The sequence below is a fragment of the Sphingobacterium psychroaquaticum genome (assembly GCF_004421025.1).
Lineage (GTDB): Bacteria > Bacteroidota > Bacteroidia > Sphingobacteriales > Sphingobacteriaceae > Sphingobacterium > Sphingobacterium psychroaquaticum.
This window is the reverse complement of the sequence record NZ_CP038029.1, coordinates 1,698,752-1,723,041: the sequence shown is the minus strand read 5'-3', so window position 1 is coordinate 1,723,041 and position 24,290 is coordinate 1,698,752. Positions and strand designations below refer to the sequence as shown.

21 protein-coding genes are annotated in these 24,290 nt (G+C 41.6%); 5 read left to right on the top strand and 16 right to left on the bottom strand.

The genetic code is table 11. The annotated features are described in order from the left end of the window. Positions 1–2: 2 nt before the first annotated feature. From E2P86_RS07110 to E2P86_RS07050, 13 genes are all read right to left on the bottom strand, one after another. Positions 3–662 carry an HAD family hydrolase gene (locus E2P86_RS07110; RefSeq protein ID WP_134431876.1) on the bottom strand — a complete coding sequence of 220 codons (660 nt, stop codon included), beginning with the start codon at positions 660–662 and terminating at the stop codon, positions 3–5. Positions 663–723: 61 nt separating this feature from the next. Continuing rightward, complete coding sequence (kdsB, locus tag E2P86_RS07105; RefSeq protein WP_134431873.1) at positions 724–1,467, bottom strand: 3-deoxy-manno-octulosonate cytidylyltransferase; 744 nt, start codon at positions 1,465–1,467, stop codon at positions 724–726. A gap of 51 nt (positions 1,468–1,518) precedes the next feature. Further along, positions 1,519–1,797, bottom strand: a complete 279-nt coding sequence (locus E2P86_RS07100) for a GNAT family N-acetyltransferase (RefSeq protein WP_085472740.1) — start codon at positions 1,795–1,797, stop codon at positions 1,519–1,521. Between the two features lie 519 nt (positions 1,798–2,316). After that, on the bottom strand, positions 2,317–2,589 hold the full coding sequence (locus E2P86_RS07095; protein ID WP_134431870.1) for a hypothetical protein: 273 nt from the start codon (positions 2,587–2,589) through the stop codon (positions 2,317–2,319). Positions 2,590–2,685: 96 nt separating this feature from the next. Next, the gene (locus E2P86_RS07090) at positions 2,686–4,119 is read right to left on the bottom strand and encodes an efflux transporter outer membrane subunit (RefSeq protein WP_206367999.1); all 1,434 of its coding nucleotides are present in this window, start codon (positions 4,117–4,119) and stop codon (positions 2,686–2,688) included. A 10-nt stretch (positions 4,120–4,129) separates the two neighbouring features. Then, positions 4,130–7,282 carry an efflux RND transporter permease subunit gene (locus E2P86_RS07085; protein ID WP_085472738.1) on the bottom strand — a complete coding sequence of 1,051 codons (3,153 nt, stop codon included), beginning with the start codon at positions 7,280–7,282 and terminating at the stop codon, positions 4,130–4,132. 32 nt (positions 7,283–7,314) lie between these two features. After that, positions 7,315–8,466 carry an efflux RND transporter periplasmic adaptor subunit gene (locus tag E2P86_RS07080; RefSeq protein WP_085473036.1) on the bottom strand — a complete coding sequence of 384 codons (1,152 nt, stop codon included), beginning with the start codon at positions 8,464–8,466 and terminating at the stop codon, positions 7,315–7,317. A 154-nt stretch (positions 8,467–8,620) separates the two neighbouring features. Beyond that, positions 8,621–9,517 carry a helix-turn-helix domain-containing protein gene (locus E2P86_RS07075; protein ID WP_085472737.1) on the bottom strand — a complete coding sequence of 299 codons (897 nt, stop codon included), beginning with the start codon at positions 9,515–9,517 and terminating at the stop codon, positions 8,621–8,623. Positions 9,518–9,634: 117 nt separating this feature from the next. Further along, positions 9,635–12,196, bottom strand: coding sequence for a BamA/TamA family outer membrane protein (locus E2P86_RS07070; protein ID WP_134431867.1), 2,562 nt, complete (start codon positions 12,194–12,196; stop codon positions 9,635–9,637). Positions 12,197–12,210: 14 nt separating this feature from the next. Then, the gene (locus E2P86_RS07065) at positions 12,211–14,529 is read right to left on the bottom strand and encodes a hypothetical protein (RefSeq protein ID WP_134431864.1); all 2,319 of its coding nucleotides are present in this window, start codon (positions 14,527–14,529) and stop codon (positions 12,211–12,213) included. Between the two features lie 54 nt (positions 14,530–14,583). Beyond that, positions 14,584–15,666, bottom strand: coding sequence for a metallophosphoesterase (locus E2P86_RS07060; protein ID WP_134431861.1), 1,083 nt, complete (start codon positions 15,664–15,666; stop codon positions 14,584–14,586). Further along, complete coding sequence (locus E2P86_RS07055; RefSeq protein ID WP_166785159.1) at positions 15,666–16,562, bottom strand: SdiA-regulated domain-containing protein; 897 nt, start codon at positions 16,560–16,562, stop codon at positions 15,666–15,668. The genes E2P86_RS07060 and E2P86_RS07055 overlap by 1 nt, the downstream gene beginning before the upstream one ends. A gap of 105 nt (positions 16,563–16,667) precedes the next feature. Further along, positions 16,668–17,840, bottom strand: a complete 1,173-nt coding sequence (locus E2P86_RS07050) for a Pycsar system effector family protein (RefSeq protein WP_134431855.1) — start codon at positions 17,838–17,840, stop codon at positions 16,668–16,670. Between the two features lie 162 nt (positions 17,841–18,002). Between E2P86_RS07050 and E2P86_RS07045 the strand changes: the two genes are divergently transcribed. Continuing rightward, on the top strand, positions 18,003–18,467 hold the full coding sequence (locus E2P86_RS07045) for a hypothetical protein (RefSeq protein WP_134431852.1): 465 nt from the start codon (positions 18,003–18,005) through the stop codon (positions 18,465–18,467). On the opposite strand, the gene E2P86_RS07040 is transcribed toward E2P86_RS07045, so the two are convergent. Then, positions 18,451–19,035 (bottom strand): Crp/Fnr family transcriptional regulator, encoded by a 585-nt coding sequence (locus E2P86_RS07040; RefSeq protein WP_085472730.1) that lies wholly within the window; start codon positions 19,033–19,035, stop codon positions 18,451–18,453. The genes E2P86_RS07045 and E2P86_RS07040 overlap by 17 nt on opposite strands. Before the next feature lie 79 nt (positions 19,036–19,114). Here E2P86_RS07040 and E2P86_RS07035 point away from each other — a divergent pair, with 79 nt between their 5' ends. Then, positions 19,115–19,804 (top strand): HAD family hydrolase, encoded by a 690-nt coding sequence (locus tag E2P86_RS07035; RefSeq protein WP_200811775.1) that lies wholly within the window; start codon positions 19,115–19,117, stop codon positions 19,802–19,804. A gap of 4 nt (positions 19,805–19,808) precedes the next feature. Further along, positions 19,809–20,435: a chloramphenicol acetyltransferase gene (locus tag E2P86_RS07030; RefSeq protein ID WP_134431849.1), complete on the top strand. Its 627-nt coding sequence runs from the start codon at positions 19,809–19,811 to the stop codon at positions 20,433–20,435. A gap of 13 nt (positions 20,436–20,448) precedes the next feature. Here E2P86_RS07030 and E2P86_RS07025 read toward each other — a convergent pair whose 3' ends face one another. Together E2P86_RS07025 and E2P86_RS07020 are read right to left on the bottom strand one after the other, a co-directional pair. Then, on the bottom strand, positions 20,449–20,892 hold the full coding sequence (locus E2P86_RS07025; RefSeq protein ID WP_085472727.1) for a carboxymuconolactone decarboxylase family protein: 444 nt from the start codon (positions 20,890–20,892) through the stop codon (positions 20,449–20,451). Positions 20,893–20,952: 60 nt separating this feature from the next. Further along, positions 20,953–21,528 carry a Crp/Fnr family transcriptional regulator gene (locus E2P86_RS07020; protein ID WP_085472726.1) on the bottom strand — a complete coding sequence of 192 codons (576 nt, stop codon included), beginning with the start codon at positions 21,526–21,528 and terminating at the stop codon, positions 20,953–20,955. Positions 21,529–21,665: 137 nt separating this feature from the next. Between E2P86_RS07020 and E2P86_RS07015 the strand changes: the two genes are divergently transcribed. Both E2P86_RS07015 and E2P86_RS07010 read left to right on the top strand, forming a co-directional pair. Further along, positions 21,666–22,826 carry a porin family protein gene (locus E2P86_RS07015; RefSeq protein ID WP_134431846.1) on the top strand — a complete coding sequence of 387 codons (1,161 nt, stop codon included), beginning with the start codon at positions 21,666–21,668 and terminating at the stop codon, positions 22,824–22,826. A gap of 25 nt (positions 22,827–22,851) precedes the next feature. After that, complete coding sequence (locus E2P86_RS07010) at positions 22,852–24,282, top strand: anion permease (protein WP_134431843.1); 1,431 nt, start codon at positions 22,852–22,854, stop codon at positions 24,280–24,282. The last annotated feature ends 8 nt before the right edge of the window (positions 24,283–24,290 follow it).

Genomic DNA, 24,290 nt, shown 5'->3' with positions numbered 1-24,290 from the left:
CGTTAAGATCGAATAAGCTGACGCACCTTTTCTACATCAACTTGACTGTAATCATCAATATAAAAAGAACAGGGAGGCAACTGCGCTTTGGTATGTGAGCTTAACACACCGACCACTTTCATACCGGCATTTAATCCAGCCGTAACACCAGAAAATGAATCTTCAAAAACCAAGCATTGTGCTGGATCAACTCCTAGATTAGACGCAGACTTCAGGTAAACTTCGGGGTGAGGCTTATGCAAGTTCACATTTTCACTGGCTAAAAGAGATTCCATCTGCGATCTAATATCCAATTGATCGAGAATTAAATCCATATTAGCCTGGGGCGCAGAAGTAGCTACCGCTGTATGAAAATCATTTTCCTTCAAATCCTTTAAGAAGGTTTTGTAGTACGGAATAGTTTCGACAGCGTCCTTATAAATTGTCCTAAAAAGTGCTTCCTTCTCATTTTCCAATGCAAGGAGCTCCTCCCCATGTATAGGTCTTTTGAAAAAATAAGTCATAATATGGCTGTTATGCTTGCCATACATGTGTTCTTCAAAATCTTTCTCGGTATAGTCGATTTTATATTTATCAAAAAAAGCTTCGAATGCCTTGGCGTGATATGGGTTCGTGTGACAGATTACCCCATCCATATCAAAAATAACGGCGTATTTGTTCATGCAGCAAAGGTACAAAACAAATAGTTTTACTAAGTTACTTTAACAGCGAATAATTCCTCGCTTAATGCTTAAAATAGATACGCTGGATCTGCTCCAAATCCTCCGGAGTATCCACAGCAACAGTTTCAAACGTACTTTCCGCCACTTTAATAATATATCCATTTTCTAACCAACGGAGTTGCTCCAGTGATTCAGATTTCTCAAAAGCGGAAGCATTCAAATTCGTAATCTCTTGTAGAATATGGCGTCGGTAACCGTAGATTCCAATATGTTTGTAATATGCTTGATGATCCAACCAGTTTTCGCGTGCCACTCCTCGTTGAAAAGGAATAGTTTGTCGCGAAAAATAAAGCGCCTGTCTCTTCGAATTAAAAACAACTTTAGGCGAATTTTCATTAAAGAGTTCGGCCGTCGTTTCAATCCGTTTAACAAGTGTACCTATTTCGGTATCGCTTTCTTGAAAAAGTATAGCCAACATATCGATCTGCTCCGGGTTGATAAAAGGTTCATCACCTTGAATGTTGATTACAACATCATAATCATTATAGGATTGAATAACCTCCGCACATCGATCCGTTCCTGACGGGTGATCCGAAGAGGTCATCACAACCTTGCCCCCGAAAGCTTCTACGTGCTGTTGTATACGTGTATCATCTGTTGCGACCACAACCTCCGTTAACGATTTACAGCTTTTCACCTGTTCATAAACACGCTGTATCATGGATTTCCCCCCGATATTGACCAATGGTTTACCTGGAAAACGTGTCGATGCATAACGCGCCGGAATAATGCCTATAATTTTCATGGCACAAAAATAGCAATTAACTTGTTCCTATTTTTTAAAAAATAGATTCAACTACCGTTTAGTCAACAAATTACTATACTCCGGAAAACGTTCAAAAAATGTGACGGCAAACGAACACTTGGGGTCTATTTTCAGATGTTCTTTCTTCGCGTGGTCTACGGCAGCCTGCACGAGATCAGCAGCGATACTATTACCTCGGTAATGGGGCTCCACTTCGGTATGATCTATAACCAGAATATCACCGTTAATGTTATAGTTCAATTCGCCAATCTGTACTTCATCATTTAAAGCGAGCCACTTTTTCTTCTCTTTAATGTGTGTTATTTCCATAGTACTTCGTTTATCTTTATCCGTTACCCTGGGGGAACGTAATTTACATTCTTCACTACGTCATAGCGTTTATATATTGGATAAAAACGCTACTTAATAAAACGTACTATTTCAGAATCTATTTTCCTGAAACAGCAAAAAAACAATAAGAGTAAAACAACAAGAAGTGTAGATACTGTCTAGAAAAACAAAAGTTTCTGCAACATATCCAGGGAATTTTTAGGTGCAAAAACAAGGTTAAATCACTGATCTACGTCGTTTCACGATAAATATAACAAAAAAATATTACTATAAACCACTAACACTTAGAAACTGTTTAAATTTTATAGCTCGTGATCAAGGTAAAACCTCAAAAAATATCCATCGCAAGAGGAAAGACCTACAAAAAATAAACAGAAGCAAAGTACGACTCTCTTATTAAGTTTGTATCAATAAAAAGATAGGAAAATATTAAAAATAATCTCAGTTAATACAATTGGTTCACTACAATCAGTTGCCTTGTGGTCGCAACGATTGGGTTTAAACAATTTGCTGAAGAGGGTAAGAATCGACAACGACATGATGTCTCTTCTTGGTTCCATAGCTTTTAAACAATTGAACCAATCCTTCTAACTTATCCAAAATAACGACATATTTCTTACGCGCTTCTAATAGAAGTGCAACATCGTTCAAAACATCAATATTTTGATCAATAAGAATAAACCGATCATACTGGGCGATTTTATCTTCGTGCAATGCTTCTGAGCCAACGGCACTAAAATTGATAACAACTAATGTATTTATTGTTTCCATACATACTTTCTAACTAACTTATCTTATCAATACGATAAAAAGATGCCTCCCGTCCATAAACGGAACAAAGGAGGCACCCAAATTAACACAGCAACATTATTGCCAACCACCACCCAGCGATCGATACAGCATTGTAATCGCCTGCAGCTTGTGCGCTTTGACGGACGCAAGGTCCAGCTCCGCTTGAAGCTTGTTGGTTTGTGCAACAATAACTTCTAAATAGGTCGCATCATTATACTTATATAACAACAGTGCATTATCCACCAACCGTCCGGATTGCGCAACCATTCCATCCGAAATTTTCTCTTGTTCGTCGAGCTTTTGAATTTGTACCAATGCATCAGAGACCTCTCCTACTGCTTTAAGCACCGATTGCTTGAAATTGATTTCGGCTTGTTCCGCAACAATTTTGGCTTGTTCATAACGTGTCTTCAATTGACGTCCATTTAAGATTGGTTGCGCTATGGCACCTGCTGCAACACCAAACAAAGACCCTGGTATGTTAAACCAATTGTGGGCTTTCAGCGCGTTCAATCCTCCTTGTGCCGTGATATTTAACACAGGATACATACTAACTTTAGCGACATGGATCGATGCCATACTTCGACGGACATCCAATTCGCTCGTCCGTACATCCGGTCGATAACTTAAAAGTTCAGCAGGCACACCTGTCGCTAACCCTTGCGGAACGTATACCTGATTTAATCCAGCTTTTCGTTCCACCCGATCGGGCATCACACCCACCAAAATGCTCAACGCATTCTCTTGAATACTGATGGCGCTCTCTACGGCAGGAATATTTTTAGCAATCTGATCGCGTGTCAGTTGCTGCTGCTGTACAGCCAACGAATTAATCAGCCCCAGCACCTGCTGCTTCTCCAAAATAGCCAGTGTGCTATCAGCGAATATTAGGTTTTCCTTCGTAATCTCTAATTGCTTATCCAGCATCAACAGATTGTAGTATCCCTGCACCACTTCCGTAACCACACGTGTCTTGACCGCACGACTGGCTTCTTGTGTTTTCAACAAGTCCATCAGCGCCTCCTGCTTCTGTCCTTTGATTTTTCCCCAGACATCAACTTCCCACGATAGGTTTACGACAGACGTATAATCCATGGTATATTTCTGGCCCATAAACTCACTCGCCATGATACCGTTCATACTGTTGCTCGAAGGTCGGTTAACCGTAACGTTGGCCAAATTAGCGTTCACCACAGGTGCATAAAGCCACTTTGCTTGGGTGTACCCTTGTGCGGCAAATTCAATTTGCTTAAGCGCAACCTGCAAATCATTATTATTCAACATTGCGCGATCAATGAGCTGCACCAAGACAGGATCTTGAAAGAAATCAGCATAACTGATTTTCGCGATACTACTGTCTTGCAACCAAGCGGCATTTTCATTTCGGAATGTATCCTGCAAAACAAGATCAGCTGCTGGGTTATGTTGTTGCACGGCGCAGGAGCTCCATAACACCGTGGTTAAGAGCGCTCCGCCAAATGCATATCCTATATTTCTTTTAAACATCATTGTATCAAATCTAATTTTCATATTCCCAGTCGGCATCTTCTAATTTTTTACCACTAACACGCTCTTGGAAATATTGGAACACGACAAACAAAATCGGGGTCAGGAAAACACCTAAAATAGTTCCGACAAGCATACCAAAAATAGCCGCATAGCCTATAGAGTGGTTTCCAAGTGCAGAAGGACCTACCACAAATACCAAAGGAATGATACCGGTAATAAAAGCAAGCGAAGTCATCAGAATTGGACGTAAACGTGCTTTAGCTCCCTCCACTGCTGCTGCAATAAGGCTTTTTCCTGCACGTCGACGCTGTATCGCAAACTCAATAATCAAAATACCGTTTTTAGCCAGTAGACCGATTAACATGACCATCGCAATCTGCACATATATATTGTTCGCAATACCGGCCATACCAATCCCCATAAATACGCCCGACAGACCCGCAGGGATCGAGAGTAAAACTGCAAATGGTAAAATATAACTCTCATATTGTGCCGACAACAAAAAGTATACAAACACAATACACAGAATAAAGATTACCGTCGTTTGCGATGTCGCTTGACTTTCCTCTCGACTCATTCCTTTATAATCGTAGGTGTATCCCGGAGGAAGAACCTGCTGACTCACCTCTTCAATTGCAGCCATTGCTTGCCCCGTACTGAAGCCAGGCGCTGGCATAACCGTTAAATTCGAAGCATTGAATAGGTTAAAGCGCTCCACCACCTCGGGTCCCGTAATAGGCTTTAAGGTAACCAACGTACTTAAGGGTACCATTTCTTGGCTCGCATTCTTCACAAAGACGCCTTGTAAGGTTTTTTCATCTCCTCGCTTATCCGGTGAAGATTGTACCAATACCCGGTAATACTTTCCAAATCTATTAAAATCAGAAGCCTGGATACTTCCATAATAACCTTGCATCACATTCATGACATCACTTACCGTAACACCCAATTGTGCTGCTTTTACTTCATCAACGACCACCTCAAATTGCGGATAAGAGGCATCAAAAGTGGTATAGGCAAGTGCAACTTCCGGACGCTGCATTAAGGCGCCCATCATACCATAAGAGATATGACCTAATTTTTGTAAATCACCATTATTACGATCTTGTAACACCAATTCCATACCACTGGTATTTCCAAAACCATCTACCGTAGGTGTATTCAGAACTAAGAAATTAGCGCGTTTATCTGACATCAGCGCACCTTGCACCTGTCCAATAATAGCATTGATATCACGCACCTCGCCGCGATCTTTCGAATCCTTAAGCTTCACGAAAAGCGAAGCCGCAGAAGAGGACATTGAACCACTAAACAGGTTTAACCCATCTACAGACATAATTTCATGCACCGCCGGATTCTTCATCAACATGCCTTCCACATCAGCGACAACTTTTTCCGTTCGGTCCTTCGATGCACCTGGTGCCAAGTTAACGGTAACGATGATAAAACCTTGATCCTCGTCAGGAATAAACCCCTTTGGTGTTGTCATCGAATACCAAGCGAACAACCCACCAAAAATGGCTAGAATAGAGAAAGCTATCCACTTGCGTTTCAACATTAATAATATAGCCTTTCCGTAACGGAACGTTAACTTATCAAAGGAAGCATTGAAGCCCGCAAAGAAACGTTCTTTAAAACCTAGCTTTTTATGTCCGTGTCCGTCTGCATCATGTTGCTTCAGTAGGATTGCACATAATGCCGGACTTAAGGTCAATGCGTTAACAGCGGAAATTACAATCGCAATAGCCAAGGTTAAGGCAAACTGTTGATAGAACAACCCCGTAGAACCATCCATAAAAGCTACCGGAACAAATACCGCCGCCATCACCAATGTGATGGAAACAATCGCGCCAGATATCTCGCCCATCGCCGACATGGTTGCCGCGCGTGCATTCAATCGCTTCTTCTCCATCTTGGCATGTACTGCTTCGACAACGACAATCGCATCATCCACCACGATACCGATCGCCAGAACCAGCGCGAACAACGTCAAGATATTGATAGAGAATCCGAAAATCTTCATAAAGAAGAACGTACCTACAATAGAGACCGGAACCGCAATCGCCGGGATTAAGGTCGATCGAAGATCTTGTAAGAAGATAAATACAACAATGAATACCAAAATAAATGCCTCAATCAGGGTGGTTATTACCTGACTGATGGATTGATCTAGGGAATCTTTCGTCGCATATGGAATCTTATACTCCATCGTTCCCGGGAATGATTTTTCCAATTCCTTCATACGCTCTTGTAAAGCGATCTGAACCTCATTAGCATTGGATCCACTCATCTGAAAAATTGCCATCGTAACCGAAGGTTTTTCATTATAGCGCGAAGTAACATTATAACTGTAGGCTGCAAACTCAACCTTAGCGACATCTTTCAAACGCAAAACTGACCCGTCACTCTGTGCCCGGACAACAATATTTTCGTATTCTTCCGGCTCGGTGAACTTACCTTTATAACGCATCACATATTCCTTCACCTCGGTGGTCATCTCTCCGAAACGTCCCGGTGCTGCCTCTAAGTTTTGGGACTGAATTGCACGCGCAACATCGTTTGGCGTCAGGTTATACGAATTGAGCTTATTTGGATCCAACCACACCCGCATCGAATAATCCTTGTTGCCATAAACCATCGCATCCCCCACACCTTTGATACGTTTCAGTTCTGGGACAACATTGATTTTACCGTAGTTTTCCAGAAAAAGGTCATCCATAGATCCATCTTTACTGGTCAACGTTACCATCGCGATCATACTATTTTGGCGTTTCAACGTTGTAATACCAGCCTGAATTACCTCTGCCGGCATCTGATTGGTTACCTGTGCAACCCTATTTTGCACGTTGATGGCTGCTTGATCGGGATCTGTCCCTAGCTTAAAAATAACAGTAATCTGTAGCGTACCATCATTACTCGCCGTAGAGGTAATATAATCCATATTCTCCACACCGTTAATCGCATTTTCTAACGGAGGGGCTACCGAACGAGCAATCGTTTCGGCATTTGCACCAGGATATACTGCCGTAACCATAACCGTCGGTGGCGCGATATCTGGAAATTTAGTAATAGGTAAGCTCAGCATACCCACCACCCCGAGGATAACCAGCAATACGGAAATCACCGTCGCCAGTACGGGGCGTTTTATAATATTCTTTAACATGAAAAGTGTTCTTTATTTTTTGCTACCCTACTTTATTCCGATTTACTTGCTGCAACCTGCTTTTGTTCCACAACAGGCATTCCAGTTTGTAAACGTTCAAAACCTTTTGCGATAAACTTATCGCCAGCTTTCAAACCATCGGTAATAATAAAATTGTCACCTGATTTCCCGATCACTCCAATCGGAATCTGTAGTACTTTACTCTCTTTGTCAACCGTGTAGGCAAATACTTTATCTTGTACTGTAACCGTAGATGCGATTGGGAATAAGACAACGTCAACCATCTCTCTTTCCATCACGATCTTTCCAGTGTTGCCGCTTCGCAGTTCCACTTTGGGATTATCAAACTTAGCGCGTAGTGTAATCGAACCTGTACTTTTATTAAACTGCCCCTCTACCGCATCGATCTTTCCTTTTAGACCATAAGCAAGGCCATCTGACAAGAGTAAACTTACCGGTGCTGTATTGCGCAGTTTCTCCGCTATCGTATTTCCGGCATTGACACGTTGAAAAGTAGCGAAATCATTTTCACTTAAACTAAAATACGTGTAGACCTGATGATTGTCGGAAACCACGGTAATAGGCAATTGATTGGTTGGAGACAACAAACTTCCTAAGCGGTAATTGAATCTTCCAATGTAACCACTAACTGGTGCTTTTATAACCGAGAAGTCTACATTAATACGAGCCGACTCGACTGCCGATTTCGCCTGCGCTACCGATGCGCGAGCAGCATTGTAAGCGGCATCTGCTTCTTGAACCTGTAAGTCCGAAACAATCTTGCTCTTTACTAACTCTTGCTTCCGGTCCAGGTTGATCTTTGCGGTTACCAGGTTTGCTTCAGCAGCAGCCACACTAGCGCGCGCACTGTTCAGCTGCTCCTGATACACGCGGTCTTCTATTTTGAAAAGAGGTTGCCCGGCACGGACATAGTCGCCTTCGTCGACAAGAATCTTGCTTAAATAGCCAGACACCTGCGGACGTATCTCAATATTGGAAACACCTTCGATCGAAGCAGCATATTCACTTTGCATAACGGCATTACCCGTAGTTACAGTGCCCATTGGCACCTCGGCAGGTCCTTGCTCATAAGCACCACCTTGACTATTTTGTCGACAGCCGACAAATACGAGGAGGGAAAGGATGAAAAATAACGATGACGTAAAAACGTGATTTCGCTTCATAATGAATTTTGCTTTAATAATTTTGTGTGATGCAAAAGTCATCATTTTGGAAACGTACAAATCAAACGCTAAGACGCCAAAATTTGTCCAAAAGACACTTCGAAGGCTCGAAAAATACAATTAGACACAAACGTGACAGAGCTTTTACCGTCTATTAGAACAGGTCATCCATCTTGTACTCACTAGGCTTCCGTCCGGTTAATTTCTTGAAAAATTTACTAAAGACAGCCGTATCAGAAAAATTGAGACTATGCGCCACTTCGCTTACATTACTCGTGGAATTGCGAAGCAAAATTTTGGCTTCAATAAGGAGCACCTGATTGATAATATCCTTGGGCGATTTGCACATGGTCTTCTTCACGATTCGGCTGAGGTATTTTCTACTCACATAAAGCTGATCCGCATAAAACTGTACATCATGGTGCGCGATATAGTGCTCCCGCACCAAACCAAAGAATGTTGTGGTTAATTCTTCTTCCCGTGAGGTATTGATCACTGCTTCTTCAGATCCTCGAATATAGTTCTCAACATCATACATCAACAACGAGAAGTGATGCCACATCATATCGTTGCCATAGTAGTTTTCTGTGGTACGTTTATTAAGCGTAGCCAATTCGTCCATATGAAAGGAAAGACGTCTAAAGAGATCTGACTCATGGCGGATAATATAGGAAGGGTTATTTGAAAAGCTCTTCAAAATGTCATTAGACCGGTAGTTGAATCCAGCATCTGAAATCATATCTATCGAGAAGAAGATCTGCTTAACACGCACATCCGGTGATACATAAATCAGTTTAAACGCTTCCTGCGGGACGCAGAAAAGAATATCACCCTTTGTAATTTGGTATTCATGGTCGCCGATACTATAATACGAGCTTCCTTCTTGCAACAGCATCAATCCAAAATATCCAGCACGATAAAGTTTCTTCGGTTGGATACGTAGATTTTTACTGTTTCCATCTAACACAAAATACTCCTTATTCCGAAGCGGCGGGTCAGCTGTTTCGGTTAGATCTTCTAATTTCAGGAACGTAATTATATCGTCGGACATAAAAGAAAAAAAGTGAGCAACGAAAATAGTACTTTAATTTTCAAAAAAGTGAACCCGTAATATTTATTGCTTTAGTGTGACTAGAGTACCCTCGTATCCACTTCTTTTTCTAAAAAATTAAAAACTCAGCCCTACCCGAATATACGGTAAGGTAGCTTCTCTGCTGAATCCGAATGCCGCTTGTATAAGCAACAGATCCGCAGGCATAAAATAAAGGCCTCCACCGTAACCACTATGCCATGTATTAGACTTTTCTTCACGCATCCATACGCGTCCCACATCATAGAAAGTTAAAAGCCCCATTGTCCCGGGAATGAGATAGGAATTAAAACTGAGAAGCTTCAACCTTGTCTCTAGGTTGTTATACAATGCTGTTTTCCCTGTAAACCGTCGCGAATTATAACCGCGAAGGCTATTTTCTCCACCAATCTGGGCGTGTTGGAAAAAGTATGGCGAACCCCAAACGGCATCTAGACCAGTCCGATTGGCGATAGTCAACCGATCTTTTCCAAACGTATGATAAAAATTAACGACATTTTTTAAACTGGTATAGCTCTTATGATCACCACCTAACTCTGCGTTCCAGTTAAAAGCTGTTTCCATATAGATCCCGGATTTCGGATTGGTCTTATGATCTCGCGTATCGAGAACCGCTCCAACGGATGCACCGGTAAACCATTTGCTCCCAAAAAAGGCCTCTTCGGGATGCGCTATCTGGTAGTCTTCCAAGAATCGTTCCTCATTATTCTTTACGGAGCTAGCGTAAAATTCAGAAGAGGAACCGTAATAGAAAATCATATTTTTGAGCAAGCGCTTCGCTAGAAAGATATCCCCAGAAACAACATCATAACGATTACGATAATAGTCAATACCTCGGTCCTCACCTTTCTCAAACACGGTTTCATTACCATAGCCAAAGAAATTACTCAGATTCTTTGGCCCCAACGATGAAACATTAACAACAAGATCATGTCCCGCCACCAGCTGTTTGAACTCTCCTTTATAATCGAACATAAACGATTTCCGACCGGTGAGGTAATTAGCCATAATGGTATGTCTATATGCAAATGGAGACTTGCGGAACCCTTGGTTTTCTATCACGTACCCTGCGCCAAGAATTAATCCTCGATCTATACCATAGTTAAAATTTACCAACACACCTTTCCGGTCGTAAACAAAGTTGTCATATTCAAACCGATGTACAGCGGTGTCTTTATCGAGTCGGTAACGAATAGACTTGCCTGAAACAGGGGAGTCTGTTAAAGCATCTTTACTATCGTATATATATAGTCGCTTACCGTTTTTAAAATCTTCGGAAACAGAATAACGATCGTCTTGTTGGCCACCAATAAGTCGTACGCGTATCGGTGATCTTCCAGCCCCCTGGACTTGGTACTCATCTTCACCCGAAAGACCGTAGATACGTACTTCCTTGGTTTCAGTCGGACTAAATTTACGATCCATTAATGTTCGCCCCACACTACCGTCTTTCTTTTTATTACGAACCAGTACACGCACGGCTCCATCCTCCTGATACGTGACATCGATAAACTCTGTCTTCGCTGACAAAGGTATGTCCACTACGCGGCTTAGCGCGCTATAGTATTCCAGTCCGGTCACAAGCAACTCATCCCTACGTGACCTTACATTATGTTCCAGCTCGGCAGCACTCAGCTTCACTATGGTATCCGGCATGGCCAACATAGCTTCATGAATCAGTGAATCGGTCATCACAGCCTGCATATAGCGAATCTCCTTCTCCCAGCCTTCCCTATCCATTTTATAGAGAAAAAAGCGATCAAAATGCCGGGCATTGAAGTTCCAGTGTGCCACATTACGAATATGCGGACTGAAGGGCTGTAAGTGTGCTTTCAGCCATTGGTAAGATAAAAGTACAGGGAAAACACCTGAAGTTTTATAATAAACCTTATCTCGATCTCGTGGTACAGGTGTATAAATCTTCTTCCCTTTATCTTTCTCGGGATCCCAGCGCCAGTTATCTTCATGTCGATCCCAATCCCCTAAGAGCATATCTAAAAAACGAGCCCGCAAAGTAAGCTTCTGATCGACCTCAATATCATTATCTTCTTGTAACTTACGGATAACCTTTTCCGTATTATCCGTCTTCTCATCTGCAAAAGGCATTCGCGCTTCAAACATGTATGGCCTATTTTTGAAGATATCACGATATTCTCCTAGTCGCGCATCGTCTCCAACATAAATAAGCTCCGGCACAACATGCGGAATATCCAGTGCACGATTAAATGGAGGAACTGTTAACGCTCCAAAAGGATGCGCGATAGAAATCTGATCTTGAACAATATCTTTTGCAATTGTTTTACGCAGACTTTCTGGCAAACTTCGTTCTGGAAACTTCTGAATAGAACGCAAAACCCATTCACGGCCGGTCGGGTCTACCATCCGTAAGGACTGCGTTTGCATCCCCCCACCAAGCTTGATGACTGTTAAACCTCCCTTTTCTGTACTCAAATCTGCTACACGCATCTTGACCGGCGTATTATATAGCTTTCGATAACTATCGCCTAACCAAAACCGGTGCGTGGCACCAACTTGATCATATTCAGCGGCAATTATAGTGGTAATACTATCGGTTTGCTGCGCGGCTGCGACGGAAACGAAGCAAAACCACAAACAGAAAAGACGGAAACATTTGTCCATAGTTTTGTATCTATTTAACGGAATAAAGCTGTTTGTCCAAATCCAGCTATACGAACCCGCAATGCACGTAATTCATTCAAACCTTGTAATTCCTCCAGCACGAGACTCTCAATATTTGCACCGATCAGTCCCATTTCATGAACTTCCTTCAGAATACCTTTCAACTCTTCCTCTACACGTCTTGTCGCATATACCAAGGCAATACATCCCGGTTGGACCAATCTTTCTTTCGTATCCTTAATAAGCGCCTTGTCAATACGTTTTTTAATCATCTGGTATCTGATATTATATCCACCTTCCACATCGAAACGGCGTTCATCCTGTCGAAAACTTATGGCAATCGGATTGGGGTGAATAAAAATGAGCTGGGTTGTTTCCAAAGCAATGGGCAGATCATCAATAATCGCGTGCGCCTGTTGTCCGATTTCTGCCATCGATATGACTTGCTGTTTCCTAAACTCTCGCAGCAATTCCACATTAAAGACTTTCGCGGGTGTAATAGATTGGCCAACATACGCATCATACTCCACCCCATCGGTACGAAATTTTTCAAAATATGAAGGGTATCGATCCTGTATATATTGGTTAAATGTAGTCAGCTCCTTATTGATCATCTGGTTTAGTGTAGATAAGGACTGTTCAAAGGCCATAGCGAAACGATTGTTCTTTCCACGAACGATATCCTCACCTTCGCGATACATATCGCGTAATTCCTGTATCTCGGCGTTATCGAGCGGTAAATTATCCATAAAAACAGGAACCTCTTCTTGAAAGAAAGATAAAATATCAACAAGATACTTATCTATATACCCCTCATTCAACCACTGTGTGATATGTTCCAAGCGCATCATAAACTGTTGCTCTGTAGCACGATGAACTGGGATTGTTCTGAGGATTTGATCCAGTTGGTTAATACGGTATAAACTATCTTTCTTATAAGCCAGATTGCGTAGTAAAGTTGAATTTTTAATATCAACGGCCCCGTAGAGTGGATACACGTTCTCAAAGAGAATTTTTTCAAGCTTTGGTTCCAACAGGTAATGGGCTGCCACCTGATTAAATCGCCATTGAACGGCCTCTTGCAGGGAGGTGAAATTCTGGAGTATAACTTGATTCAACTTTGCTTTAAAGCCGACCGCGAGCTCGTAAGCCAATAAAGTTAGCATCGGCATATAAGGCGCAATACTTACCACCTTTTCATTATCAAATTTTAAATCTCGGCTATAAAGCTCCAAAAATCCGACCAGGTCACCATTATGCCGTAAAGGAAAACACACGTATGAGGCAAGTTTCAACTGCTTTAAATGCGCTATTAAAGTCTCATCAAAACTGTCCATCCCTGTTTCCACACCATAGGAAATGGTATAAGGGGCTTTCAAGTAATCAAAAATTCCACTCTGACATTTTTCGCGTTCCTTCAATATCAATTCTCCAAAAAAGATACTGTCTTTCACTAAATCTGACTTCAGGATAGGAAAGCCATTTAACTCCAAAACAGGAAAAAAAGAATGGGAAATAGCAGTCGTTCCCACCATCGTAGACAAAATACTCGAGACATCCCGATGGAAGGATTGCTTTTCAAACCGGCTCAGATCGGCTACAATTTGTTGCACTCTATTAAAAACCTGCTCCCGATTGCAATCCACAAAACGTAAGATGGAGATACCCGTAAAACTAAAAGCTTCGAGATTAATGGAAGAAAGTAGCGGTTCTATATCATCAAACCCTTCCACATTTTTATCCCGGAGACAGCTAAAATCTAATCTGGGAAGCTCACCTTTTAAGGCGACTTCCACAAAGGAAAAATCGACTTTCAGTTCCACATATTGTGGTACACCATGCTTAAAATAAACATAGCGCATATTGGAGTCAACTCCTTTGATCCCATAAAAGCGCTCCAAGACAAGAATGTACAACAGTTTATTCGTAAAGGCTATATCGGGATAAAAAGGGGCTCCCCCGCTATCGGGCAGCAACGTCAGATCGCTATCGAGTAGGTCATAAAAAGTGTCCCGTCCAAAAAATGCTTTATCCGGAACAGGAAAGGCCAAGCCCCAAAAGCGATCATCCAGATTCGTAATACTATTTGTCAACCGATGAATCAATCCAAAAACATCTGTAAACTCCGATAAATTTTCAGGAGTCGGTTCCCCGCGCTCCATCAAAACACCTTCCAAATATTCCATTACAAGTTTAGGAATAATGTTACTCTGCTGAACCGGATCAGCTATATTTTTTAATAAAAAGCGTTGAAACGGCATTAATGATAAACGCTGTTCCAAGCCTAAGGTTTCTTTAATATTGCTATTTATTGCTACGCTCTTGATTAGCATAATTCTACTTTCTTAGTCACTTACTTTCGATACACCACCTCATTTCTCTTAACCTTATTGATGTGCAATAATATATTCAAAAGTTTGGTGCACCTTACCATTCTCATAAATAAAAAAAGTCACGGTAAGGTTCTTATTTTCCCAATAATCCAGCATACAGAATCCTTGTTTTTCATATTTATAAAGCAAGTCTTTACTGTTCCTTATATGCGAGCTTTTAGACCCTGATCCACTCACTATTTGTTTAAAATTTTCATCCTCGATATATTGCAAACCGTGATCATGTCCCGACACATATAGTAGATTGCGGTGTTCGCCAGCAGCTTTTGTAACGGCATCCGTCAACCCTCTATACAAAGGATGTTTGAGGTCTTCTGCTGTTTTAAAAGCTGTAGACCGCAACAGGGGATATAAAGAGCCAACAAGTGGGAGCGGCACATATGCAACTGGCCATTTAGCCGTCAACGGAAATATGTGTTGTTTCCATGAAAAGGAAAGACCATGCTCGCCATAAGACCGCATGGGGTGATGAGACAACAAGAGTAGCGTTTTGTTTTCATTTTTTGCAATGCGCTCTGCGAGAGCGGCACGGAATACGCTGCGATCACTTTCAAGCCTTGCCTGAACCGCGTCTTCATGATAAGGAAACAACCAATACTCGCTATCATATAACAATGCGACTAGATCTTCAGCTAGAGAAAGTTCAAAAATAGCAGTTGTGCCTGCTTGAGGTACAAAATGCAGGCCGGGGTCATTCAATTCCTGAATATAGCGCTCCTGCTCTTGAATTTTCTTCAATCCATCGACTCCCGATTTATCCCAATCGTGATTACCAGCAATAAAATATACTGGCGTTTCCTTGCTTCGGAACGGCGTAAATTGTGCTTGTAAACGAGCCGCCGTAGCCTCCCGCTCGACGCCCTCTAAGCCCATTCCTACCGGATAGATATTATCCCCGAGAAAAAAGGCGACCGTTTTGTTCGCAACAGTCATCTGGGCAGCCGCTTCCAGGATTGCCGACTGTTTCACATTGATCTCACCAGCATCTCCGATGAGAATAAGGCGCTGAACCAATTTTTCTTGCGCCGAAAGTACCAGTGTACCGAACAGAAGTATCCATGTAAACAGTCTGCGCATTATTTAGTCGGTTTAAGCTGATAAATAACACCTTGTCCTGTATCGCCTGCTTCACTGCTTATGTATAAATTATCCGCACCATCAAAAGCCAACCCTTCTGGTTGTTCATAGTCCTTTCTCGAAAAGCGAACAACCTCTTTCGGATTAAAATCAGCATCCGTAATCAGCATCAACTTATCGACGGATGAAATTATGTACCATTCATTTGTCGAAGCACGCCATGTCATTGCAGACGGGCTAAACTTACGTCGTTGTTTCTCGTCAACTGTCGTGGCCTGAGATAAATCTACGATGAATTCATTCCGATATGTCAAGGTGCCATCGGTATTTACAGTTAACCGATAGCCAGTAGCCTGTCCTTTCTTTTGATCTACCTTACAACTTTTGCATAAAACATAAAGTTCATTTAACATTGAATTGTAAGCCAGAGACTCATACTCACCTTTCGGAAGTAAACCTTCATATACTTTTGTTGCGTTAGCACGATGTTTTTTATCAATAGGTAAGCTATACACCGCGCCATTACTCTTCAACACGTAGAGTTGCTTGCCATCATTTGCAATATCCTCAAAATCTCCCTTGCCAGCAAAAGGTATCTCATGATCCATTCTCCTGTTCTTCAAATCATACACATATACAATACCTGATTCATCTTGTATCGTATAGACTACATCTGCGTTTCCCCCCACAAAAGTGAGACCCGAAATCTCATCCAGAATTGGCGGTAAAGCATACGTTACCCGATCACTCAAATTATAAGGAATCTGGTCGCCGATCTGGGGTTGTGACTGCGTTTGCTTGTCTTTCCCTCCTTCACCCTTCTCTTTGGTTTGCATTTGACAGCCCTGAAAAAGCAGCGTTACAGCAAACATATATGGCACTAAAAAAATATTCATAGATAACTTGTTTACTTCATTCAACAATCTAACCGTCATGTAGTTTTTCACCATTTATCTACTCGATACTTGGCGAACAACAAGAAGACAGAAACAACCTTTTTATTACTTCCCTAATGTTAAAATAGAAACCACAAAAGTAAGTACGCAAACGACCAGACCAAACATAAAAATCCCGTAGGCGTACCGTAACAACCGATATTTACGGCCCAAGACCACGCCTTGCGAATAAACATCCTTGGTCAACATACCGTACAAGAAATCCTTATCGTCCATCACACGCTCCATACTTCGTTTATAGTCTGATAGTGGCATACGATAAAAATTACCAAAGAAAAGTAAGTTTACACTTTTATTTTCGACATCTTCAGCCGTATACCGACCTTCAGGAATCTTAGGAATCGTCGCCAAAATAGCAAAAACCATAACCGTCACGACAACGACCATCAACAATATCGTCGGAAAAATGAGATGCGGATTATTATCCAAACTCCGAAGCAATACCGATACCACCAACGATAGAATAATTGAGGTTACCGTTAGTAGGATATTTGCTTTATTATCGGCCATATCACTCAGACGCTGACTGTTAGAGGATGTAATGCGAAACATGGTTTCAATACCGCGCTCCGGCTTTCCATTTCGCTCGCTCAGCTGGGGTTTGTCTTGTTTACCTTCGTCCTTTTTCTGCTTCTTGAGCAAGGCAGCGAGATTAGCTGCTTTACCAACACTCAATTTATCAATCGCATACGCGGTATGATATCGGTGATCTTTCATCAGTTGGATCGTAAAAGTACGCCAAAGAGACTTATCCACTTTATGACCATTCACCTTTTCGATTTCCTGATGCATCAACTTATTACGTACGTCAAAATCCGAGCTCCCTAGATGAAAAAGGTCTGCATCACAAATAATCTCCTCCAAAAGACCCTTCGGGGCCTGCGGCATCTGCGTGGCCAAAATACAGCGAGCTACGGCTTCCTGAATCTCGACATCTACCGATAAAGATTGAAGAAAATCGGTCGCCAAGGCTGCACTCCTCTTTTCATGTCCCGAAGCCCCTCCATTCTGATACCCTAAATCATGAAAAAAAGCGGCAGCAACGAGTATAAACTCTTCTCTTTCACTTAGTTGATAATGCGCCACCATTTCCTTGACCGCATCTACAACACCTTGTGTATGTGTTCTATCGTGAAAACAATACGGTGCACTTTGGCCTTTCTCAAGATAAGCTTGAGCAAATTGTTCTACCTGCCAGGTTAAATCTCTGAAGTCCATTAATTTATTTTTTTCGTATAAAGCGTCAGTTTTCTTTAATCAACAATAAATATAATACTTTACAGGTAATACTTCATAGGCTAAACACGATATTATAGTACATCGTTTATACCCAATACTTTTATAGTTATTCCTACCTTAGCGCCGATAAAGCAAATAATAATGTTTACGTATCTCTTACCTTTACATTCCTGGATACGCTGGTTTGTGTTAGCGGCTCTTCTCGTGGCAATCGTTCGCGGGTACTATGCTTGGCGTCATAAAAAGGAATATACCAAAACCGATAATGCCTTGCGGCACTGGACGGCAACAATTCTACATATTCAGTTAATATTAGGTCTATGGCTGTACAGTATCAGCCCAATCGTCCGCTATTTTATACAAAATTTTCAAGAAGGTGTGCGGATGCGTGAAATCCGCTTTTTCGGAATGGAGCATAGCCTGATGATGCTCATAGCGGTCGTTGTGGTGACCATCGGGTCTGCTAAAGCCAAACGAAAGAGCACGTCGGCTGAAAAATTCAAAACCATGACGATTTGGTATAGTATTGGTTTATTAATTATTCTGTCCTCCGTTCCTTGGGAATTTTCTCCCTTAACCAGCAGACCGTCTATCCGATATTTTTAATGTCTTTCCCAATTTTTTGAAGTGAACGATTGAGCGTACGAATAGTAATACCCAGATACGCCGCCATATCTTCCTTGGTAATTCCTAGTTGGTGATTTTCCTGAAACTCCAACAATTTAGACAAGCTATGATCAACGGTATACAACTGTTGATATGAAGCTCTGCTTGAAGTGTTAATTATGCGTTCTGCAAAGACCTGAAGTAACATATTATTTAACTGCATATCTGTTTGGATCAGCAATCTAAAATAAGGCAGAGAAAAAGAGTAGACAGAAATATCTGTCATAGCTTCGATCGAACAAAGACAACTAATATTTCGAAGAAGTTCAATCTCTCCAATAACCTCTCCCTTCCCTAAAAACTCCAGGATAAATTGCTTTCCATTTTCCTCGCTAAAAAAAACTTTTGCGATTCCACGACAAATAAACATAACCCGCGTCAGCTCTTCTCCTTGCATAAGTAGTAAACTACCTTTAGAATAATGCTTTATGACAATATCGTCTTTACGCGATTGGTCATCGTAAAGCTGCTTGGCATAAGATAGAAAATCTTCGTTCGTACGTATCATAGATGTCATCGGGACAAATGTCCTTTATTATGCAATCTAAGATATTGACTTTTGTCGACAGTATATGATAAAAACGACGATGGATAAAATAGAAACAATCGCATTCGATGCGGATGACACCTTATGGATCAATGAAAACTACTTTCAAGAGGCTGAAAAACAGTTTTGCGAACTACTAGACACCTATCTGCCGGCATATCAAGTTTCTGCGTTATTATTAAAAACAGAAATAAAAAATCTTCCCCTGTATGGATATGGTGTTAAGGGTTTCGTACTTTGCATGATTGAAACTTCTCATGCTATAACTGGACCGTATACCGATAAAAACATCGTTAGTCGTATCATAGAAATCGGACATAGCCTCCTACAACAACCGGTGGTGCTCCTCGACGGTGTTTTAGAAACCTTAAAAGCGTTACAGGGGCGCTATAACCTTATTGTAGCAACAAAAGGTGACCTCTTGGATCAACAACGGAAGTTACGTAATTCCAGTCTGGAAGAATATTTCTCACATGTAGAAATTATGAGTGATAAAACAACAAACGATTACCGTAAGCTATTAACCCAGCAAAAGTGTTTGCCGCAACACTTCCTTATGTTGGGAAACTCCCTCAAATCCGATGTGCTTCCGGTATTGGAACTTGGTGGGTTTGCGGCACATATACCATATGAAATCACTTGGGCTCATGAGGAACATACGGAAATCAACAACAAACATAATTTTTTAAAAATCAACAAAATAGAAAATATACTTAATCACCTACTATAACTAAATGAAAAAACATATCATAGACATCAACAGTTGGTCGCGGCGCGAGCAGTACCTCTTTTTCTCTACATTCGAAGAACCATTCTTTGGGATCATATCAAAGGTAGACTGTACACAGGCGTACGATCGCGCCAAAGCGCAGAATAAATCCTTTTTTCTCTACTATCTGTACCGCGTGCTTCAAGCAGCTAACGCGATCGAGAATTTTCGATATCGAATTATAGAAGAGCAACCATATTGTTTCGAAAAACTAACAATCTCTCCCACGATAGGTCGAGCGAACGAAACATTCGGTTTTGCCATTATAGACTACGAAGAGGATGAAGAGCTCTTTATCGCAAACGCAAATAAAGAAATAGATAAGGTAAAAAACACAAACACCTTATTTACATCCGATTCTGACGAAAACCTCATACACTTTTCGGCCTTACCATGGATCGATTTCACAGGGTTATCACATGCCCGTAGATATTCGACATCAGATAGCTGTCCCAAAATTTCTGTAGGAAAAGTCGTGTCTGAAGGAGACCGAAAAACCATGGCTATCTCCGTACATGTACACCATGCGCTAGTAGATGGAATGCATGTTGGGCTCTTTCTGGACCAGCTTCAAGCGTTATTAAATGAATAGCAGGAGAAGGTAGCTACACCTTCTCCACCTTTAACCGTGTGCTTACCCCCACTCTATTCCAGGCGTTAATCATAACAATAGCCATAATCAACGCACTCACATATACTTCGCCAAATGCTTCCACAGCCAACAAATACGTCGCATCTGTTAAACCATCTTGATGAATAAGCGTTATCTCTTCCGTCATGGCCAGTACTATACGTTCTTCTTCACTAAAGAGATCTGTTTCCCGCCAGGCACTCGTTAAAAATAAACGTTGTGTACTTTCACCATCAGCCAATGCATCGAGGCTATGCTTGCTCACGCAAAACGAACAGCCGTTGATTTGGGAGGCGCGAATGTATATCAAATGCAGATGGGTATGGGACACATCGCTACTATGTACATACCGATCCAATCCCAATAAATACTTATAACCGTTAGGTTGTAATTCCTGTAAATCAATTCTTTTTTCCATTTCCTTTTTTTTGTATACAACAAAGGTAAAGGGAGAAAAGTTCAAAAAACTTAAGCTGGTTTAAGAACGTCTTTTTGCTTTTATTTCGCTAAGGTATTCGGGTGTCATATTCAAGTAGGAAGCTAGAAACTGTTGAGGCACCCTTCGTGCAAATTCTGGAAAATTCGTATTGAAGTGGTTATAAAATGCCTCTTTGGAAAAATCATACAAATATCGCGTCCTAAACTGCGATGCGGCATACGCTCGCTCATATATAAGGCGAAAGTAACGTTCAAATTTTGGAAATCGCTCCAACAGCAGTTCCTGATTGGTAAAACTAAGTTCTTGCACGGTCGTTTCCTCCACCGCCTGAATCATAAAGGAACTCCTCTTCTGTTTAGCATACGCGTCATAATCTGTGATCCACCAATTCTCCAGGGCAAACTGAACGGTCTGCTCCGCACCCTTTGGATCTATATAAAACAGGCGAAGACAACCAGATTCTACAAAATAATGATTTCGACACACCATATCCAGCGACAACAGATTACTTTTTTTAGATACGGTGACGGTGTTGAAAAAATTTAATATTTCGTTAACCTCCGTCTCATCGATCGAAATATATTTCCTAAAATGCGTTATAATGGGCTTGCTCATCCACTTACTTTTTTGATTCCTACAGGCTAAAGATATGAAAATTGAAAATGTAGGCTACCATGATGGATAAATGCAACAAATATCTTTAACTCCTTCGAAAACTTTTTAAAATTTTTATTGTTATACAGGAGGAATATATGAACAACCATCCATTTACCTATATGAAAAAGCGCGTCTTAATTTATTTATTCACCTTAGGCTTAAGTTTATTGGCTATAAACACCTATGCCCAGGTTCCCGACAGTACTTGGGGGGTGGATTTCGAAAACTACCCAACCTTTAAATTCAAAGGATTATTCCAGAGTAGATTCACAACAAGTCTTCCTAAAGACGTCGATGTAACGGGACTTCACCACAGTGAGGGAAAGCTTACAAGCAATGCTTTTTCCATTAAATATATGCGTGTACAGGTGCAGGCTGCAATCAGCAAGCGTACCGAGGTCGTTGCCCTAGTAAATTTAGCAGACTTCAAGAACGACCCCAAAACCAGAGTACTGGAAAATGCCTACATCAAATATTCCTTTGGACCCTACCTGGGTATTACCGCCGGTCAGTTTAGGCCCTGGTTCGGTATCGAGGAGACTTACCCCGTGGATATTATTAAATCACTGGATTGGTCTAACCAATACAGTGAATTTGGAAAAAATGGATGGACAAGCTTTCAATTAGGAATTTCGGCCGGTGGTGTAGCAGAAATTGGAAATATGCCTTTCCAATATGCCCTATCCATTGTCAACGGTAATGGTAAAAATCAAATTCAAGACAACAACAGCGGCAAACAATATCTCGCGCGAACCGTCGCGATGGTTTCTAAAAAATACAAGGTAAATCTCGGTGCTAATGCAGGTGTAGGTTCTGCACCTGCCGGACAGGTTTGGGCCTGGGGTGTAGATGCAACGAGCACCATCCCTCTATCACCAAAATGGTCGTTCGACGTCCAGGTGGAAGGAAAGCAGGCCATAAACCATGCCCTGTATAGCGCAACAGAAAACCCATCGAAACTTATAGACTACCGTATGCGAGGCGTATATGTCCTTCCCAACTTCCGCTATGATATCAAGTATAAAAACTTAACCTCGATCGAAGCATCATGCCGATATGAATACTTCGACAATAACTTTCATCTCAATTCCAATCCACGGCAAACCTACACGCCTATGGTTGGGCTTGAATTCTTAAAAAATTACGGTGCTCGTATTCAACTGGGGCTACAAATAGACCGCTACAAGCATCAAATAAGCAACACCACCACCTACAACGGTAACTTGTTTATTATCCAAGTACAGAGTAGGCTATAAATTGACACCACCAAACATATACTATATGAAAGAAGTTAACATCCGCAACGCAGGTATCACATTAGTGATTGCGATTATTCTCTGGTTAATTCCTGCTCCCGAAGGTGTTAAAGTAGAAGCTTGGCACCTTTTTGCCATCTTCGCTTCCACCATCATCGGAATCATTCTTAAAGCTGCCCCTATGGGGACAATGTGTATGCTCGCTATTGCGTGTACAGCCTTAACCCAAGTACTTGCCCCTGGCAACGCAAGTGCTTCGATCGTAAAATCCTTAAGTGGTTTTGGGGATAAAGTGATATGGCTGATTGGAATATCATTCTTTATTGCTCGTGGTTTTATTAAAACAGGTTTAGGTGACCGTATCGCTTTCATCTTTATTCGTCTGTTCGGAAAAAGCTCCTTGGGACTTGCGTACGGTTTAGGCCTTGCAGACCTTTGCTTAGCACCTGCTATTCCGAGTAACACGGCACGTGGCGGTGGTATTATCTATCCGATTATGAAATCCATGGCCATGAACTTTGGCTCGGTCCCAGATCAGGTAGCAACCCATCGTAAACTGGGATCATACTTAACCTTGACCAGTTATTATATGAACCTGATTACTTCCTCTATGTTTTTGACAGGTACTGCAAGTAATCCAATGTGTCAAAAATTTGCAGCCGACCTGGGTATCGACATCTCTTGGATGTCATGGGCGGCAGCGGGTATTGTTCCGGGCTTACTGGCCCTGTTCTTAATCCCATTGGTCATGTATAAAATATATCCACCAGAATTAAAACGCACAGGAGATGCCCCTAAAATGGCGGCAGACAAACTGCGCCAGATGGGACCAATGAAAGTGACCGAATGGCTTATGTTGTTTGCTTTTGCTGTACTCTTGAGTTTATGGATTTTTGGTGATAAGTTATCTATTGACGCCACCACTACGGCTTTCGTGGGGTTATCGATACTGCTGCTTACCTCTGTTCTCACTTGGGAAGATATTAAATCTGAAAAAGGAGCCTGGGACACCATCGTTTGGTTTGCCGTACTGGTCATGATGGCCAGTTCGCTTAATGAACTTGGCTTTATGAGTTGGTTTAGTGAGCTTGTGCGCAAGGAGATTGGCACGCTCAGCTGGTCTATTGCTTTTCCTGTTATTGTACTGGTATATTTCTTCAGCCATTACATCTTTGCTAGTGCAACAGCACATGTGGCAGCCATGTATGCTGCTCTACTTGGCGTAGGTGTGTCATTGGGAATCCCTGGAATGTTGCTTGCTATGATGTTGGGATTTATGGGATCTATCTACGGGGTCCTGACCCATTATGGTCACGGTCCTGCTCCCGTCTTCTTCGGAAGTGGTTATGTTGAATTAAAATCATGGTGGATAAACGGACTCATGATTGGTATTGTCCTGCTCGTAATATACATGGGAGTTGGTGGACTATGGATGAAAGTTATCGGTTACTATTAAGAAGAAAA

Excerpts from the sequence above, each read along its gene's own strand:
- E2P86_RS07110 (WP_134431876.1), bottom strand. The coding sequence starts at position 662 with ATGAACAAATACGCCGTTATTTTTGATATGGATGGGGTAATCTGTCAC.
- kdsB (WP_134431873.1), bottom strand. The coding sequence starts at position 1,467 with ATGAAAATTATAGGCATTATTCCGGCGCGTTATGCATCGACACGTTTT.
- E2P86_RS07100 (WP_085472740.1), bottom strand. The coding sequence starts at position 1,797 with ATGGAAATAACACACATTAAAGAGAAGAAAAAGTGGCTCGCTTTAAAT.
- E2P86_RS07095 (WP_134431870.1), bottom strand. The coding sequence starts at position 2,589 with ATGGAAACAATAAATACATTAGTTGTTATCAATTTTAGTGCCGTTGGC.
- E2P86_RS07090 (WP_206367999.1), bottom strand. The coding sequence starts at position 4,119 with ATGATGTTTAAAAGAAATATAGGATATGCATTTGGCGGAGCGCTCTTA.
- E2P86_RS07085 (WP_085472738.1), bottom strand. The coding sequence starts at position 7,282 with ATGTTAAAGAATATTATAAAACGCCCCGTACTGGCGACGGTGATTTCC.
- E2P86_RS07080 (WP_085473036.1), bottom strand. The coding sequence starts at position 8,466 with ATGAAGCGAAATCACGTTTTTACGTCATCGTTATTTTTCATCCTTTCC.
- E2P86_RS07075 (WP_085472737.1), bottom strand. The coding sequence starts at position 9,517 with ATGTCCGACGATATAATTACGTTCCTGAAATTAGAAGATCTAACCGAA.
- E2P86_RS07070 (WP_134431867.1), bottom strand. The coding sequence starts at position 12,196 with ATGGACAAATGTTTCCGTCTTTTCTGTTTGTGGTTTTGCTTCGTTTCC.
- E2P86_RS07065 (WP_134431864.1), bottom strand. The coding sequence starts at position 14,529 with ATGCTAATCAAGAGCGTAGCAATAAATAGCAATATTAAAGAAACCTTA.
- E2P86_RS07060 (WP_134431861.1), bottom strand. The coding sequence starts at position 15,666 with ATGCGCAGACTGTTTACATGGATACTTCTGTTCGGTACACTGGTACTT.
- E2P86_RS07055 (WP_166785159.1), bottom strand. The coding sequence starts at position 16,562 with ATGAATATTTTTTTAGTGCCATATATGTTTGCTGTAACGCTGCTTTTT.
- E2P86_RS07050 (WP_134431855.1), bottom strand. The coding sequence starts at position 17,840 with ATGGACTTCAGAGATTTAACCTGGCAGGTAGAACAATTTGCTCAAGCT.
- E2P86_RS07045 (WP_134431852.1), top strand. The coding sequence starts at position 18,003 with ATGTTTACGTATCTCTTACCTTTACATTCCTGGATACGCTGGTTTGTG.
- E2P86_RS07040 (WP_085472730.1), bottom strand. The coding sequence starts at position 19,035 with ATGATACGTACGAACGAAGATTTTCTATCTTATGCCAAGCAGCTTTAC.
- E2P86_RS07035 (WP_200811775.1), top strand. The coding sequence starts at position 19,115 with ATGGATAAAATAGAAACAATCGCATTCGATGCGGATGACACCTTATGG.
- E2P86_RS07030 (WP_134431849.1), top strand. The coding sequence starts at position 19,809 with ATGAAAAAACATATCATAGACATCAACAGTTGGTCGCGGCGCGAGCAG.
- E2P86_RS07025 (WP_085472727.1), bottom strand. The coding sequence starts at position 20,892 with ATGGAAAAAAGAATTGATTTACAGGAATTACAACCTAACGGTTATAAG.
- E2P86_RS07020 (WP_085472726.1), bottom strand. The coding sequence starts at position 21,528 with ATGAGCAAGCCCATTATAACGCATTTTAGGAAATATATTTCGATCGAT.
- E2P86_RS07015 (WP_134431846.1), top strand. The coding sequence starts at position 21,666 with ATGAACAACCATCCATTTACCTATATGAAAAAGCGCGTCTTAATTTAT.
- E2P86_RS07010 (WP_134431843.1), top strand. The coding sequence starts at position 22,852 with ATGAAAGAAGTTAACATCCGCAACGCAGGTATCACATTAGTGATTGCG.